Origin of the sequence: uncultured Marinobacter sp., assembly GCF_963974375.1 — a bacterium.
GTDB lineage: Bacteria > Pseudomonadota > Gammaproteobacteria > Pseudomonadales > Oleiphilaceae > Marinobacter.
Genome location: NZ_CAXBDN010000098.1, coordinates 1 through 13,849 on the forward strand (window position 1 = coordinate 1; position 13,849 = coordinate 13,849).

Below are 13,849 nucleotides of genomic sequence, written 5' to 3' on the forward strand. Positions count from 1 at the left end.
GTTAATGCCTGAAACTGAAGCATTTACCCCGGCAATCATGGGCTTTGACCGGCTCAGGGAAACCCACTTGTTTGCCCCGGCGGGCTGCTGTATAGTTCGCGCTCGTTTTTGGCAGGCCACTGACACCGGAACGTTATGCGCAAGACCATCATTGCAGCAAACTGGAAAATGAACGGCTCCATGGAGCTGGTTCGCGATCTGGTGGGTGGGCTTCGGTCCCGGTTGGCGTCCCTTGATAATGGCGCTGAGATTGTTATCATGCCTCCCGCGCCCTATATCGGCGCAGTGGTTGAGGCTGTGGCCGGAACCGGAATGGTGGTTGGTGCCCAGAACGTGGCCCGCTGGTCTGCCGGTGCTTACACCGGCGAAGTGTCAGTCGCCATGGCGGAAGATGTGGGTTGTGACTACGCCCTGGTGGGGCACTCCGAGCGCAGAGAGTTGTTCGGTGAAGACGACCAGGTCGTGGCCGAGAAGGTCGCCCAGGTGCTTGGGTCAGGGCTGTCTCTGATGCTCTGCGTCGGCGAAAGCCTGGGGCAGCGGGAAAGTGGTCAGGCCGAGCAGGTGGTCCGTGCTCAGGTTGAAGCCGCGCTGACGGGTATTGATGCAGACCGCAGTGACCGGATAGTTATTGCCTACGAGCCGGTCTGGGCCATTGGCACCGGCCGGACGGCCACCGCGGAAGACGCTCAGGCCATGCACAAGGCGATACGTGATAAGCTTGCAGCCATGAATTTTTCGGCAAATGCGATGTCTCTGCTTTACGGCGGCAGCGTAAAACCGGATAATGCGGCCGCACTGTTCGCCCAGCCGGATATTGATGGCGGGTTGATTGGCGGCGCTTCACTGGTCGCAGAAGATTTTTCAAGCATCTGCCAGGCGGTCTGATCAGTCGGCGGGTGTAAAGATACAGTTTCAGGTTTATAGAGAGCTGTTATGGATTGGATGGAAACGCTGATTGTCGTCGTGCACGTCGTCGTAGCCGTTGCAGTGGTGGGTCTTGTTCTGATCCAGCAGGGCAAGGGTGCGGATGCCGGAGCGGCCTTCGGTGGCGGAGCCTCCCAGACTGTTTTCGGGAGTCAGGGTAGTGGAAGTTTCCTTACCCGCGCTACCAGCGTTATGGCTCTGGTGTTCTTTTTGACAAGTTTTTCCCTGGCAGTCCTTGCCAAGCAGCGTGCTGAAGTTGCAGGTCAGGCCGGTATTCCTACAGTTCAGGAATCCCGTTCGGCCCCGGCGGATGGCGCAGCGTCTGAGGCGGGCATGCGGGAAGAAGAGAGCGGGGACGATTCAGGTCTCCCCGAGCTCGAGTAAGTTGTTGCCGAAGTGGTGAAACTGGTAGACACGCTATCTTGAGGGGGTAGTGGCGAAAGCCGTGCCGGTTCGAGTCCGGCCTTCGGCACCATATTCAGAACGGCTTGGTGTAAGCTCTACCCAGGCCGTTTTTTTTGGTCAGTCCTTGACCATCGTCGCAGGGGTCCTTATACTCCGGCGATTATTGAGGTGGGTTGTGAAGGTTGTCGGCGGGCAGTTTGGTCGTCTGAAACATCACAGTTTACCGATGACAGGCCAGGTGTCTGTCGGCAGGAGGGCGCCTGGGGGCGTCAGGTATTTCCAGCTTGGGCCAGCGGTCGATTCCGGAAAGCCGTCTTCTGCGATTACTTGCAACAAAAGGCCCCACAGGCAGGTAGTTCCGGGCATGGTATCCGGACTGTCTGAGCAGGAGGGGCTTTTTGATTAAAGGGCCTGGCGCAACGGGCCCTGGTGCATAAAAGGGCTGCCAGACAGCCCTTTTTTTGTTTTTGTCCGCCGTGAATGTGCGGGAAAATTCTCCGGAGCCTGAAGTTCCGGGGCAGATTGATAGGAGTCATAACAGACTTGTCTGCGAAGCTGAACAAACTTGAGCAAATCCTGCGTCCCGTGGTTGAGGGCCTGGGGTATGAGTTCTGGGGTATCGAGTTCCGGTCCCAGGGCCACCAGTCGTTGTTGCGTCTGTTTATCGATGATGCGGAAAAAGGCATCAGTGTCGAAGACTGCGAGAAGGTCAGTCGACAGGTCAGCGGCGTTCTGGATGTGGAAGATCCCATTCAGACCGAGTACACCCTCGAAGTTTCCTCCCCGGGTATGGACAGACCGCTGTTTCAGCTGGAGCAGTACCAGGCCTTTATAGGGCATCAGGTCAGTATTCGTTTGCGGATGGCATTTGAAGGTCGTCGGCGTTTTCAGGGATTGCTCAAGGGCACTGAAGATGGCGATGTGGTTGTCGTAGTAGACGACCACGAGTACCTGCTGCCGTTCGAAAGTATTGATAAAGCCAACATTGTGCCGGTTTTCGAGTAAGGCCGGGCGACTGCAAGACTTGAATTTTAAGGGCAGGGCAATCCAATGAGTAAAGAAATTCTGATGGTGGTTGAAGCCGTCTCGAACGAGAAGGGCGTCGAAAAAGAAGTTATTTTCGAGGCCATCGAGCTGGCCCTGGCCACTGCGGCGAAGAAGCGGTTTGACGATGAAGAGGCCGATATACGCGTCTCCATCGACCGTCGTACCGGGGAATATGAAACCTTCCGGCGCTGGCTGGTGGTGGATAACGACGCCGTGCCTGCATTGGGCACCGAGCTGACCATGCAGGAAGCCGAAGAAATTGACAAGGACCTGCGTCCCGGCGATATGCACGAAGAGAAGGTTGAATCCGAGAGCTTCGGCCGTATCGGCGCCCAGGCCGCCAAGCAGATCATCTTCCAGAAGGTGCGGGAAGCGGAGCGCATGCGCATCGTGGACAGCTACCGCGACCGGGTTGGCGAGCTTATTTCCGGCACCGTCAAAAAGGTTACACGTGACAACGTTATTGTGGACCTTGGCAACAACGCAGAAGCGCTGCTGCCCCGTGATCAGCTGATTCCCCGCGAGACCTTCCGCATGGGCGACCGGGTTCGCTCACTGCTGCAGGAAATCCGCACCGATCACCGCGGCCCGCAGCTGATGCTGAGCCGCTCTGATCCGCAGATGCTGATTGAGCTGTTCCGTATTGAAGTACCGGAAATTGCCGAAGAACTGATCGAGATCCGTGGCGCTGCCCGTGATCCCGGTTCCCGCGCCAAGATTGCGGTGAAGACCAATGACCGTCGTATTGATCCGGTAGGCGCCTGTGTTGGTATGCGGGGCTCCCGCGTGCAGGCCGTCTCCAACGAGCTGGCCGGCGAGCGGGTTGATATCGTGCTGTGGGATGACAATCCTGCCCAGCTGGTGATCAATGCCATGGCGCCGGCGGAAGTGGCCTCCATTGTGATGGACGAAGACAGTCACACCATGGAAGTCGCCGTTGCCGAAGACAACCTGGCCCAGGCCATTGGCCGCAATGGCCAGAACGTCCGTCTGGCCAGTGAGCTGACCGGCTGGACCCTGAACGTGATGACCGAAGAAGAAGCCGGTGAACGCCAGGAGCAGGAATACAATCGCCTGCTGCAGAACTTCACCGAGCATCTGGATGTGGACGAGGAATTCGCCGGCATCCTGATTGAAGAAGGTTTCACCTCCATCGAAGAGGTGGCCTATGTGCCGATGGAAGAGATGCTGGCCATTGATGGCTTCGACGAAGACACAGTGTCCGAACTGCGTCGCCGTGCCAAAGACGTATTGCTGAACAAGGCGCTGGCCGATGAGGAAGCCCTTGAAGGCAAGGAGCCACTGGAAGATTTGCTGACAATGGATGGCATGGACCGTGCCCTGGCCTTCAGGCTGGCGGGTATGGGCGTGCGTTCCATGGAAGATCTTGCTGAGCAGTCGGTTGACGACTTGCTTGAAATTGAAGGTATGAACGAAGAGCGTGCTGGCCAGTTGATTATGACCGCGCGCGCCCCCTGGTTTCAGGACCAGGCTTAATCGGGAGGAGGTCCAGTATGACAGATGTAACGGTAAAACAACTGGCCGATGATGTAGGCGCTCCCGTGGATCGTTTGCTGCGTCAGATGGTTGAAGCGGGTTTGAAGGCGCGCTCGGAAGGCGATTCGGTTACCAGCGACGAGAAACAGCAGCTGCTGGCGTATCTGCGCAAGACTCACGGTGACAACGAGCCACAGAAGATCACCCTGAAGCGCAAGACCACCACTACCCTTAAAACCGGTGGCAGTGCGGGTCGCGGCAAAACCGTGAACGTAGAGGTGCGCAAGCGTCGTACCTACGTCAAGCGTGCGGAAACACAGCCGGAAGCCGAGGCCGAGCAGGCCGGAGTAGCCGAGGTCGAGGTGGATGAAAACCTGGTTCAGGCAGACGTCCAGGCCGAACAGCAGCCGCAGGCTCCGGAAGCTGTAGCAGCACCGGAACCGGCAGCGACGGATGAGCAGCCGCCAGAGCCGGTTGCCGAAACTCCGGTCAGCGAAGCGAAACCGGCAGAGCCGGTGGTAACCGCTGCAGACGCGGAAGAAATGCCGCTGCCGCCGCCGGATCCGGAAAACGCCAAAGATCGCAAGCCGAAGAAGAAAAAGGAGAAAGTCCGCGAGCGTGAAGAGGAAGTAGAAGAAGGCAAGCCGAAGAAGAAATCGGCAGGTCATCGCGGACCTCGTAGCCGGCCGGCGGAAGCACCCAAGGTCGTGTTGTCAGAAGATGATGACGACACCACCCTGCGTAAGCCGTTGCGGGCTAAAAAGAAACCCAAAGAAAAAAGGCATGGCTTTGAACGGCCAACCAAACCAATGGTTAGAGAAGTCGAAATTCCCGAAGTGATTACCGTCGGTGATCTCGCCCAGCGTATGGCGGTTAAAGCCGCAGACGTTATCAAGACCCTGATGGGTATGGGTGTGATGGCCACGATCAACCAGGCTCTGGACCAGGAAACCGCCGTACTGGTGACCGAAGAGCTTGGCCATAAACCGAAGGCTGTAAGCGACGATGCTTACGAAGAAGACGTGATCAGCTCCTTCGCCGGTGAAATGGAAGGTGAACGTACCCGCCGTGCACCGGTGGTGAGCGTGATGGGTCACGTTGACCACGGCAAGACCTCGCTGCTGGATTATATCCGCCGCACCAAGGTTGCCGCTGGCGAATCCGGTGGTATCACCCAGCACATCGGTGCCTACCACGTTGAAACCGATCACGGCATGGTGTCCTTCCTGGATACCCCGGGCCACGCAGCGTTTACCGCCATGCGTGCCCGTGGCGCCCAGTGCACCGACATCGTGATCCTGGTGGTGGCCGCCGACGACGGCGTCATGCCGCAAACCAAGGAAGCGGTGCTGCATGCCCGCTCCGCCGGTGTCCCGCTGGTAGTTGCCATCAACAAGATGGACAAGGAAGAAGCGGATCCGGATCGCATCAAGAACGAACTGGCCGGTATGGACGTGATTCCGGAAGACTGGGGTGGTGATACCCAGTTCGTACCGGTCTCCGCCCACACCGGTGACGGCATCGAAGCATTGCTGGAAGCGGTTCTGCTGCAGGCTGAAATGCTGGAACTGCAGGCGGTGGTTGATGCGCCGGCCAAGGGTGTGGTGGTTGAGTCCTCCCTTGAGCGTGGTCGCGGTTCGGTGGCTACGGTTCTGGTTCAGAACGGTACCCTGCGTCTGGGCGACATGGTTGTGGCCGGTGGCTGGTTCGGTAAGGTTCGTGCCCTGATGGACGAAACCGGTAAGGCCGTCAAGGAAGCCGGACCGTCCATTCCCGTGGAAGTGCTTGGTCTGAACGGCACCCCGGATGCTGGTGACGAGTTCTTTGCCGTCGCCGATGAGCGCAAGGCCAAGGAGCTGGCGGAATTCCGTCAGGTCCGCGAGCGGGAAAGCAGGCTGCAGCGTCAGCAGGCCGCCAAGCTCGAGAACCTGTTCGAGAACATGGGCAAAGACGAGATCAGAACCCTTAACGTGGTTCTCAAGACCGACGTACGTGGTTCACTTGAGGCCATCAACAAGGCGCTGCTCGATATGGGCAACGACGAAGTTCAGGTCAAGATGGTCTCCACCGGTGTTGGCGGTATCGCCGAGACTGACGTCAGTCTGGCCATGGCCACCAACGCGGTTATCTTCGGCTTCAACGTGCGTGCCGATAACGCTGCCAAGCGTCTGGTTGAGCAGGAAGGCCTGGATCTGCGTTACTACAGCATCATCTACAACCTGATCGACGATGTCAGGCATGCCCTGACCGGAATGCTGGCTCCGGAATTCCGTGAGGACATCATTGGTATTGCCGAGGTGCGGGACGTGTTCCGTTCACCGAAGTTTGGCCAGGTGGCCGGCTGTATGGTTACCGAAGGCACCGTGTACCGCAACAAGCCGATCCGGGTACTGCGTGACAACGTGGTGATCTTTGAAGGCGAGCTGGAATCCCTGCGTCGCTTCAAGGATGACGTACCGGAAGTTCGCAGTGGTACCGAATGTGGTATCGGTGTGAAGGGCTACGATGTGAAGGTCGGGGATCAGATCGAAGTGTTTGATCGGATCCGGGTTGAACGTCAGCTGGAATCTACAGGTTCCTGATGCCGAAAGAATTCAGCCGTCTGGACCGCATCGGCGACCAGATCCAGAAGGAACTTGCCCAGTTGATCATGCGGGAGGTCAAAGACCCCCGCCTGGGCATGGTGACCATCAATGCTGTGAAAGTCAGCAAGGATCTGGGCTACGCCGACATCTACATCTCGTTGCTGACTACCGAGGATCTGACCGAGGAGTCCGGCGAAGTGCAGGACTCCCTCAAGGTATTGCGCAATGTCTCCGGATTCCTCCGGAGCCAGCTGGGCAAAGCCATGAAGATCCGGGTGATTCCCCAGCTTCGTTTCCATTTCGATACCCTGATTGGTCAGAGTCGTCACATCGACAACCTCATCAACCAGGCCGTGGGTAACCGCCCCGTCGTGCAGCGTGACAATGAGCTGGGCGACGACGAGCAGGGTGATGACCAGGACAACCAGCCTGGTAACAGGCCGGAGTCTGACGTTTGAGTCGCAGGCACAAGGGTCGTAACGTCAACGGGATTCTTGTGATCGACAAGCCCATTGGCGTGACCTCCAACGGTATTCTTCAGAAGATCAAGCAGCTCTATGGTGCGGCCAAGGCCGGTCATACCGGCGCGCTTGATCCGCTGGCTACCGGCGTGTTGCCGATCTGCTTTGGTGAGGCCACCAAGTTCTCGCAGATGATGCTCGACAGCGACAAGGCCTACGTCACCACAGCAAAGCTGGGCATTCGTACGGAAACCGGAGACAGTGAAGGCGCGGAAGTGGAGCGTCGTCCGGTGCCCGAGGGCCTGACCGCAGCGGAACTTGAGCCGATTCTGGAGCAGTTCCGGGGTGATATCCAGCAGGTGCCTTCGATGTATTCGGCCCTGAAGCATCAGGGTAAGCCGCTCTACGAATACGCCCGTCAGGGCATCGAGATCGACCGTCCGGCACGGCCGGTGACGATCTATGAGCTGACTCTGCTGGCCATCCGTCCGGATGAGCTGGATTTCGCAGTCAAATGCACCAAAGGCACCTACATCCGCTCGCTGATGGAAGACATCGGTGAGGTTATCGGCTGTGGCGCCCACGTGTCGGCCCTGCGACGCACGCTGGCCTCCGGGTTTACCCTGGACGACGCCCGCAACGTTGAGATGCTGGAACAGGTGCGTGAAACCGGCGAGTCACTGGATGGCCTGCTGGTCAAGCCGGATGCGGCCCTCACCATGTTCCCGGAACTGGCGCTGGACGGCCAGAATTTACAGTCGATATTGAACGGACAACCCGTTAGAATATCGGGTCAGTCTTTGACCGGACCACAGTCTCCAACAGGACTGCTGAGGCTCTACGGTGAAAACCGTTTTGTCGGGCTCGGGGAAGGACAGCCGGAAGCGGACGGTATGGTAACCATCATACCCAGGCGACTGGTCGCAAGCAGCTAATGGTGATCTGTCCAAGGGCATGATCATCGTTACTGACTAGCCGGGCTGCAGAGATGCGCGGTCCCGCCGGATGATTCAGGCATCGCAAACAATGAGGTGAATTTATGGCTCTTACAGCCGAAGAGAAAGCACAGATCGTCAAAGATTATCAGCAAGCCGACAGCGACACAGGTTCCCCTGAAGTTCAGGTGGCCCTGCTGAGCGCTAACATCGACAAGCTGCAGGATCATTTCAAGATCAACAAGCAGGATCATCATTCCCGCCGTGGTCTGATCCGCATGGTTAACCAGCGTCGTAAGCTGCTGGACTACCTGAAGCGCAAGAATGCCGATCGTTATCTGGAGCTGATCAAGCGTCTGGGTCTGCGTCGCTGATCTGACGACCTGCCGGCCGGGAGCGTTCGTGCTCCTGGCCTGTGCTGCGATGGCTGGTTACTGGCCGCAGGCATTAATTGCCGGTGGTTCAGTGCCAGTTATCAATGCGCCTCTAACGCACCTCTCAAGCAGCATCTGAATAGTCCCTGGGGTTGATAGCAAGCCTCATGGAACCCGAACCAGAGGGAATGAGATATCGGGATCCCTGTCGTAACCGGAAGTGCCGATAGCAGGTTGTTGAAAGGCCCGGGGCCAAACCGGGGTTTTGCAACAGCCTGTTCGCTTTCAGGCAGTGTGACCTCCAATATCCGTTGCCCTGGTTTTTGTCATTTAAAATATCAGGAGTTAACGTGATTCCAGAAGCAAAGACCAAGACGTTTGAACTGGGCGGCAAGACCGTCACTCTCGAAACCGGCCGTATTGCCCGTCAGGCTACCGGCTCGGTACTGGTCACCATCGATGACATTTCGGTGCTGGGCACCGTGGGATGGGCCAAAGAAGCCCGTCCTGGCCAGCCGTTTTTCCCGCTGACCGTAAACTACTTCGAGAAGACCTACTCCGTGGGCAAGATCCCGGGTGGTTTCTTCAAGCGTGAAGGTCGTCCTTCCGAAAAAGAAACCCTGACCTCGCGCCTGATCGACCGCCCCATTCGTCCGCTGTTCCCCAACGGGTTCATGAACGAAGTACAGGTGATCCTCACCGTCATGTCCTCCAGCAAGACCCAGGATCCGGACATTGCCGGTATGCTGGCCGCCTCTGCAGCGCTGTCTATCTCGGGTATTCCCTTTGACGGCCCCATTGGCGCCGCTCGTGTCGGTTTCACCAATGACAAGGGCTACTTCCTGAACCCGACCTTCGCCGAGCTGGAAGATTCCCTGCTGGACATGGTTGTGGCAGGTACCGAAGATGCCGTGCTGATGGTTGAGTCCGAGGCCAAAGGCCTGACCGAAGACCAGATGCTGGGCGGTGTCCTCTTCGCCCACCAGGAAATGCAGACTGCCGTTCAGGCCATCAAGGAATTCGCCGCTGAAGTCGGCAAGCCTCGCTGGGAGTGGGAGCCTGCGGCTGAGAACACAGCCCTGCTGAGCGCTATCAATGAAGGTTTTGGCGCGGCCATTGCCGAGGCTTATGCCATTCGCGACAAGATGGCCCGTTACACCCGCCTGGGCGAAATCAAGTCCGAAGTGGTCGCTAAACTGGCCGGTGAAGACGACGCCCAGTGGTCTGAAGAAGAAGTGAAAAAGAACTTCGGCAAGGTCGAGAAGAGCGTGGTTCGTCTGCAGGTCATCGAGGGCAAGCCCCGTATCGATGGTCGCGACAACAAGACTGTTCGTCCGATCACCATCGAGGTTGGCGTACTGCCCAGCACTCACGGTTCCGCCCTGTTCACCCGTGGTGAAACCCAGGCCATCGTGACCACAACGCTCGGCACCGCCCGTGACCAGCAGATCATCGACTCCCTGGAAGGCGAACGTCGTGATCCGTTCCTGTTCCACTACAACTTCCCTCCGTATTCCGTAGGTGAAGCGGGCCGTGTAGGCACACCGGGCCGTCGTGAAATCGGCCACGGCCGACTGGCCAAGCGTGGCGTAGCTGCGGTTATGCCCACCATGGAAGAATTTCCGTACACCGTTCGCGCGGTGTCCGAGATCACCGAATCCAACGGTTCCAGCTCCATGGCATCAGTCTGTGGCTCCTCCCTGGCGCTGATGGACGCGGGTGTGCCCATCAAGGCACCGGTAGCCGGTATCGCCATGGGCCTGGTGAAGGAAGGCGACAAGTTCGCCATCCTGACCGACATCCTCGGTGACGAAGATCACCTGGGCGACATGGACTTCAAGGTAGCCGGTACCTCCGAGGGCATCACCGCCCTGCAGATGGATATCAAGATCAACGGCATCACCGACGAGATCATGGAACTGGCCCTCGAGCAGGCTCACGGAGCCCGTCTGCATATCCTCGGCGAGATGGCCAAGGTGATTGCGGTACCGCGCAAGGAACTGTCCGAGCGCGCACCCAGCATCACCACCATCAAGATCCACCCGGACAAGATCCGCGACGTTATCGGCAAGGGCGGCTCCATGATCCGCTCCATCTGCGAAGAAACCGGCGCGTCCATCGATCTGGATGACGACGGCAACGTCAAGATCTACGCCGACACCCAGCTCGCAGCCCAGGCGGCCGTGAACCGGGTCAAGGAAATCACCGCTGAAATCGAAGTGGGTGCCATCTACAAGGGCAAGGTTGAGCGCATCGTAGAATTCGGCGCCTTCGTCAACATCCTGCCCGGCAAGGATGGCCTGGTCCACATCTCCCAGATCTCTGACCGTCGCATCGAGAACGTCACCGACGAACTCAGCGAAGGCCAGGAAGTTCTGGTCAAGGTACTGGACGTCGACAACCGTGGCCGCGTCAAGCTGTCCATGAAGGAAATCAAGGAAGGCGACCAGCCAACCGACTTCGGCGCCTGATTCGTCAGCGTTGAATAAAGGCCGCCCCCGGTAACCCGGGGGCGGTTTTTTTATGGGAGGAGGAAATACATCAAAACGTCAGAGCGGTCGGGGGCTGGGATGTCTTTTCTGTCGGAAAAAGGTGTCTGAGCGAAGCGAGTTCTTTTTCCAGAAGAAAAGATATCGCAGCCCGCGGCCAGCCCCCACGCTGATTGTCAGTCTGAGTTTTCCCGGTGCTCCTCCATAAACCGCAACAAAGCCCGCTGATACTCCGGCAGTATGAAGGTGCCGCCATGACCGGTATCCGTCCTGAGGAAGGTCTTGGGTTCCCCGGCGGCTTCGTAGAGGGCGAGGCCGTGGTGGAAGGGGATGATGCCGTCGCGGATGCTGTGGATCACCATGACCGGCACCGGGCTGATGCGGTGGATGTGGTCAAGGCCTTCGTAATCGTCTGGCACGGTCCAGCTCAGGGGGATCTGCAGGGGCCAGGTCAGCCAGAAATTGCCGAGTTTTTCCCGGGCAATGCCGCGAAAGCCTGAAAAGGTGCCATCGAGAATCACGCCATTGAGTGCCGGTTGTTCCTCGCGGGGAACCCATTCACTGGCCAGAGTCACCGCCAGAGCGCCACCCAGACTCTGGCCCATGAGGAACACCGGCAGCTCGTCATCCAGGTGCCCGTCCAGCCAGCGCAAACCGGTTTCCGAATCGTGCAGCGCACCTTCCAGGTCGATACTCCCGGAGGACTGGCCGTAGCCCCGGTAATCGATCATGAACACGTCATAGCCCTCAGCCGGGAGCCAGGCCACGTTGAGGATATGACTGCTAATGTTCTGGGCATTGCCGTGCAGGAAGTAGACATGGCCCCGGGGCTCGCCCTGGGCCGGCAGCCACCAGCCATGGAGGCGCTCGCCATCCGCCGTGGTCAGCCAGACATCCTCGTAGGCAAGGTCCAGCCGGTCCGGCGTCAGGTATACCTGTTGGTCGGGGTAGAAGAACAGGCTGGTGCAGCCGGCCTGTAAAGCCAGTAGCAGGGCTGCAGCCAGGGTCAGAAAAAGGCGTTGAAACCTAAGTGCCATTGGGTCTGGTACCTGTCGAAGTGGTGTTCACGGCTGACGCCGGCGCGGATGCTGTAGTCTCTGCCCAGGTGCAGGGAGGCTTCCACGTAGGCCTCATCCTGGCGGTGCTGACTGCTGACAATCCAGGCCCTGGTTCGTCCACCAGCCATCACGCTGATACCGGGGCTCTGGTAAAGCAGTCCGGCATCGGCGCCGGGGGCAATATCGTAACCCCGGCGTATGGCCGAGCTGATTTCCAGGTCGGCGGTGGCTACGGCGATGGCCTGTAGCTGGCTTCCGAGCATCCAGCTGCCACCGGCGCCGCCTTCCAGATAGGGCGTCAGCACCCGGTTGCCACTGTCGGTTTCGGTACGGCGGCCGCCAAAGCCCACCTGCCAGGACAGCGGTTTGAAAAAGCTGTTCCGAGGTGTCAGCGAACGGATTTCCACGCCCACAATGCGCTCCACCTGCAACTCGTCCTTGTCCGGGTAGAAGCGGCTGTCAAAACGCAGAAACTGCAGCTGGGCTCCGGGGCGGTAGCCCTCCGGCGGGTCAAGCACATCGTGGTAGGCCGGGCGCAGGCTCAGTTCGGTGTAATGGCGGCTGCCACTGTAACCCCGGTTCAGGCCGGCCCGAAAGGTTTCGTGGCCCTGGTCATCCCGAATGGAAGGCGTCGGTGGTGTTTCCAGTGGTGCCTGGTCACGGATCTGGCTGCGGGTGCGCAGCAGGTCATGGGAGAGCGGCGCAGCGTAGTCCCGGGGCCAGCCCTCCGCCTCACTCTGGTACCGGACATAGTCGTAGGTGGCGTCCAGAACGTTGGCCTGCTCACGAGCGGAGAGTTCAGCCATTTCCGGCCCGGTGGTGTCCACGTAACCATTGGCAATCGCACTGGCCAGCCGCCGGTTTTCCGGGGTGAGCTGGTGGAGGGCATGGTTTACCTGGGTGGCAGCGGATGGCCGGTAGTTCACCGAGGCCACCAGCTCACGGTCAGCCACCCAGCGTACCGTGTCCGAGGGTATGGCATGGGTGGATACCTCGTCCAGCAGGTGGGTGCCGGGGCGGGCCACGTCGATCAGTGCCAGTAGCCGGTAGGCGCAGTTTTCGTCGAAGAAATAGTAGTCAAAATTGCGGTCCTGGATTTCCCAGGCGTGGGCCAGCATCTGATCAACTTCGTCTGGCGTCAGATTGAGCTGATACTCCCAGAGATCACGGTTTTCAATATCAGAGTAAAGCCGGATCATTTCGTAATAGGGTCGCACCGAGGTGATGCCCGGGTAGCCACCAAAAATGCCCCGGTAGGCAAAGGTCAGTTCGTTGTCCCGCTCGGCCGCATCGGCGGCGTAGGAAATGGTATTGGCCAGCAGCAGGTTGGCTTCGCTGTCGTCACTGGGAGGGTCCAGTCGCAGGAAGGTATGCCCGAACATGGAGGACGGACTGTTCAGGTAAGACGCCGCAAACACCAGGGCAACGGACTCGGTATTCAGTTCGGACGCCCATTCCTGAAAGTCTGCGCAATGGGCTTCAGTCTCAGGCATCTTCAGTTGTTCGCGCAGCCAGCGGTCCCGGGCCGGAAATTCGCAGCTGGCATGGTCGTTGTCATCCCCGGTCACCGGCGCCTGAATCGCAGCCAGGGTTGCCCTCAGTTCCGCTACCGGTGATGTTTTACCATCGGCCGCCAGGAAGAACCCGGCATCATCCGCCTGGCTCTTGTAACCCGAAGTCAGACGGTTGGGCTGGTAGTGACCCAGCGCCTGCCATTCCCGTGTGGCTGCCAGTTTGCGGATGGTGTCATCGTCAACCATGCCTTGGCTGACCACAGAGCCCTGTGCTGTCGGTAGTGCGAACAGGGTGCTGAACAGGATAATTGCAGTGCGGCTGTACATGAGTGCTTGAGGTGCCCGGGGCTGATGGAATCTGGAGAATGCCCCTGGGGGCGACAGCCCGCCGGAGGCCGGCAGGCTGCAGTGAGCCAGACGTCAGGCGACGTACTTGCTCAGGTTCTGATGCTTTTCAAGCAGTGCAACGATGGCGTTGACGGCCTGATCAGAGGTAGTGTCGGACGATGGGAAGATGCTGGCGAAGTTGTCCTGCATCAGGGCACGGAAGTCACCACGGT

General features: G+C 58.9%; 12 protein-coding genes and 1 tRNA gene. 10 read left to right on the plus strand and 3 right to left on the minus strand.

What is annotated here, in order from left to right; all coding sequences use genetic code 11:
• Positions 1-135: 135 nt before the first annotated feature.
• From tpiA to pnp, 10 genes are all read left to right on the plus strand, one after another.
• Complete coding sequence (gene tpiA, locus AAC035_RS10110) at positions 136-885, plus strand: triose-phosphate isomerase (RefSeq protein WP_339803385.1); 750 nt, start codon at positions 136-138, stop codon at positions 883-885.
• A gap of 48 nt (positions 886-933) precedes the next feature.
• A complete protein-coding gene (gene secG, locus AAC035_RS10115; RefSeq protein ID WP_339803388.1) occupies positions 934-1,308 on the plus strand; it encodes a preprotein translocase subunit SecG in 375 nt (124 codons plus the stop codon).
• A 6-nt stretch (positions 1,309-1,314) separates the two neighbouring features.
• A tRNA-Leu gene (locus AAC035_RS10120) sits at positions 1,315-1,399 on the plus strand.
• A gap of 473 nt (positions 1,400-1,872) precedes the next feature.
• Positions 1,873-2,334 (plus strand): ribosome maturation factor RimP, encoded by a 462-nt coding sequence (gene rimP, locus AAC035_RS10125; RefSeq protein ID WP_339803391.1) that lies wholly within the window; start codon positions 1,873-1,875, stop codon positions 2,332-2,334.
• Positions 2,335-2,379: 45 nt separating this feature from the next.
• A complete protein-coding gene (nusA, locus tag AAC035_RS10130; protein WP_339803394.1) occupies positions 2,380-3,873 on the plus strand; it encodes a transcription termination factor NusA in 1,494 nt (497 codons plus the stop codon).
• 17 nt (positions 3,874-3,890) lie between these two features.
• Positions 3,891-6,455: a translation initiation factor IF-2 gene (gene infB, locus AAC035_RS10135; protein ID WP_339803397.1), complete on the plus strand. Its 2,565-nt coding sequence runs from the start codon at positions 3,891-3,893 to the stop codon at positions 6,453-6,455.
• Complete coding sequence (gene rbfA, locus AAC035_RS10140; protein ID WP_339803400.1) at positions 6,455-6,916, plus strand: 30S ribosome-binding factor RbfA; 462 nt, start codon at positions 6,455-6,457, stop codon at positions 6,914-6,916. The genes infB and rbfA overlap by 1 nt, the downstream gene beginning before the upstream one ends.
• Positions 6,913-7,854 (plus strand): tRNA pseudouridine(55) synthase TruB, encoded by a 942-nt coding sequence (gene truB / locus AAC035_RS10145; protein ID WP_339803403.1) that lies wholly within the window; start codon positions 6,913-6,915, stop codon positions 7,852-7,854. Before rbfA ends, truB begins: the two co-directional genes overlap by 4 nt.
• Before the next feature lie 104 nt (positions 7,855-7,958).
• Positions 7,959-8,228: a 30S ribosomal protein S15 gene (gene rpsO, locus AAC035_RS10150; RefSeq protein ID WP_339803406.1), complete on the plus strand. Its 270-nt coding sequence runs from the start codon at positions 7,959-7,961 to the stop codon at positions 8,226-8,228.
• A 350-nt stretch (positions 8,229-8,578) separates the two neighbouring features.
• The gene (gene pnp / locus AAC035_RS10155; protein WP_339803409.1) at positions 8,579-10,699 is read left to right on the plus strand and encodes a polyribonucleotide nucleotidyltransferase; all 2,121 of its coding nucleotides are present in this window, start codon (positions 8,579-8,581) and stop codon (positions 10,697-10,699) included.
• A gap of 194 nt (positions 10,700-10,893) precedes the next feature.
• Here pnp and AAC035_RS10160 read toward each other — a convergent pair whose 3' ends face one another.
• From AAC035_RS10160 to AAC035_RS10170, 3 genes are all read right to left on the minus strand, one after another.
• Positions 10,894-11,754 carry an alpha/beta hydrolase gene (locus AAC035_RS10160; protein WP_339803412.1) on the minus strand — a complete coding sequence of 287 codons (861 nt, stop codon included), beginning with the start codon at positions 11,752-11,754 and terminating at the stop codon, positions 10,894-10,896.
• A complete protein-coding gene (locus AAC035_RS10165) occupies positions 11,724-13,535 on the minus strand; it encodes a DUF4105 domain-containing protein (RefSeq protein WP_339803415.1) in 1,812 nt (603 codons plus the stop codon). The genes AAC035_RS10160 and AAC035_RS10165 overlap by 31 nt, the downstream gene beginning before the upstream one ends.
• Positions 13,536-13,709: 174 nt before the next feature.
• On the minus strand, positions 13,710-13,829 hold the full coding sequence (locus AAC035_RS10170) for a DUF3015 family protein (protein WP_339803418.1): 120 nt from the start codon (positions 13,827-13,829) through the stop codon (positions 13,710-13,712).
• Positions 13,830-13,849 lie beyond the last annotated feature (20 nt).